This is a genomic window from Plasticicumulans sp. (assembly GCF_035331805.1).
Taxonomy (GTDB): domain Bacteria; phylum Pseudomonadota; class Gammaproteobacteria; order Competibacterales; family Competibacteraceae; genus Plasticicumulans.
In genome coordinates this window covers 1-2,160 of record NZ_DAOLKE010000478.1, presented here as the reverse complement: position 1 = coordinate 2,160, position 2,160 = coordinate 1, and the positions used below count along the sequence as shown (strand labels likewise).

The following is a 2,160-nucleotide window of genomic DNA, read 5'->3' as shown; positions in this document are numbered from 1 at the left end:
GCCCCCGCCGCCCCCGCCCCGACAGGTATCCGCCGATGAATCCGCACGCCCCCGTCCGCCCCGCCGTTCCTGCTTCCGTTCCCGCGCCCGTTCCCGCCCACGTACCGGTGCTCGTCATCGGCGGCGGGCAGGCCGGACTTTCGGTCAGCCACTACCTCGGTCATGCCGGCATCGGTCATGTCGTGCTCGAACGCGAGACCGCGCTGCATGCCTGGCGCGACCAGCGCTGGGACCACTTCACGCTGGTCACGCCGAACTGGCAGTGCGCGCTGCCCGGCCATCCGTACGACGGCGACGACCCGCACGGCTTCATGAACCGGGGCGAGATCCTCGACTACCTCGAACGCTTCGCCGCGCGGGTGCGGGCGCCGCTGCGCGAGGGGGTCGCGGTCGAGCGCCTGTACCTGCGCGACGACGGCCGCTTCGAGGCCGTGACCAGCGCCGGCCGCTGCACGGCCGATCAGGTCGTCGTCGCCAGCGGCGGCTACCAGCAGCCGGTCGTGCCGCGCTGCGCCGAACGCCTGCCCGCCGGCCTCGTGCAGCTGCACTCGGCGCAGTACCGCAACGCCGCGGCGCTGCCGCCCGGCGCCGTGATGGTCGTCGGCTCGGGCCAGTCCGGTGCGCAGATCGCCGAGGACCTGCACCTGGCCGGCCGGCAGGTGCACCTCGCCACCGGCGATGCCCCGCGCTGCGCGCGCTTCTACCGCGGCCGGGACGTGGTCGACTGGCTCGCCGACATGGGCTACTACGACCTGCCGGTGCACGAACACCCGCTGCGCGAGGGCGTGCGCGACAACACCAACCACTACGTGACCGGCCGCGACGGCGGACGCGACATCGACCTGCGCCGCTTCGCGCTCGAAGGCATGCGCCTGTACGGCCAGATGCTCGACGTGCGCGACGGCACGATGCGCTTCGCGCCGAACCTCGGCGCGCACCTCGACGCGGCCGATGCCACGTACAACCGCATCAACGCCTCGATCGACGAATGGATCGCGAAGCTCGGCCTCGTCACCGCCGAACCGGCGAGCACGTATCAGCCGCTCTGGACGCCGCCGGAGGAAGCCGCAAGCCTCGATCTCGCCGGCGCCGGCATCACCAGCGTCATCTGGTGCATCGGCTACCGCGCCGATTACGGATGGATCGACGCGCCGGTGTTCAACGGCCGCGGCTACCCGGCGCACGTGCGCGGCGTCACGCCGCAGCCGGGCCTGTACTTCATCGGCCTGCCGTGGCTGCACACCTGGGGTTCGGGCCGCTTCTCGGGCGTCGGGCGCGATGCCGAATACCTGAGTGCACGCATCGGCGCGCGCCTCGCGCAGCTCGCCGGCGCCGCGCCGGAGGCGCTCGCCGGATGACGCGCCTCGGCATGCCGCAGCTCGCGTACGCGGGCCTCTCCGAAACCTGGCTGCTGCGCGACTGCGGCGACCGGCACTGGCTCGCGATCGCCGCCCGGCTCGGGCTCGCCGATCCGGACTTCCGCGACGCCGACGGCCGCAGCGCCTATGCCGCCTTCCTCGGCCTGCGGCTGACGCAGGCGCGGCTCGGTGCGGCGCGCGAGCACGACCGCCTCGACGTGCAGACCCGGCTGTCACGGCCCGGTCCGGCCCGGCACCTGAGCGTCCACGACCTGCTGATCGGCCCGCAGCGCATCGCGCGCGTCGAGCTGCTGTCGACCTTCGTCGGCCGCCTGCGCCCCGGCGACAACCACAGCGTCGCGCGCGTGTCGGTGCCGGCCGACACGACCGGCGACACGACCGGCGACGCGACCGACGATGCCGCCGACAATGGCCAGTCCGACGGCGACACCGGCCTGCCGCCGCTCGCGCAGCGCGTGCGGGCGCTGCGCGCGGGCGTCGACCTCGATGCCGAAGGTCTGCTCGCGCCGCCGGCGACGCTGCGGTTTTCGTTCACGCCGTGTCCGCGCAACGACTTCAACGGTGCCGGCTTCCTGTACTTCGCGAACTTCGCCGCCGTGCTCGATCGCGCCGCCTGGGACTGGTGGCACGAAGCGCCGCAGCAGACGACGGCGGTGCGCGAGATCGCGTGGTTCGGCAACCTCAACGTCGGCGAAACCCTGCACGTCGGGCTGCTCGGCGTGCATCGCGACGGCCCCGGCGCCGGCCATGCCTGCGAACTGCGCGCCGGCGACGGCCGCCT

General features: G+C 73.6%; 2 protein-coding genes. Both read left to right on the top strand.

Annotation, left to right across the window (positions count from 1 at the left end; all coding sequences use genetic code 11):
* The first annotated feature begins 35 nt into the window (after positions 1-35).
* Positions 36-1,358 carry an MSMEG_0569 family flavin-dependent oxidoreductase gene (locus tag PKE44_RS18590; RefSeq protein ID WP_324554209.1) on the top strand — a complete coding sequence of 441 codons (1,323 nt, stop codon included), beginning with the start codon at positions 36-38 and terminating at the stop codon, positions 1,356-1,358.
* Positions 1,355-2,160, top strand: an 806-nt coding sequence (locus tag PKE44_RS18585) for a Pnap_2097 family protein (protein ID WP_324554207.1), incomplete at its 3' end; no start/stop codon positions are given. The genes PKE44_RS18590 and PKE44_RS18585, both read left to right, overlap by 4 nt.

Excerpts from the sequence above, each read along its gene's own strand:
- PKE44_RS18590 (WP_324554209.1), top strand. The coding sequence starts at position 36 with ATGAATCCGCACGCCCCCGTCCGCCCCGCCGTTCCTGCTTCCGTTCCC.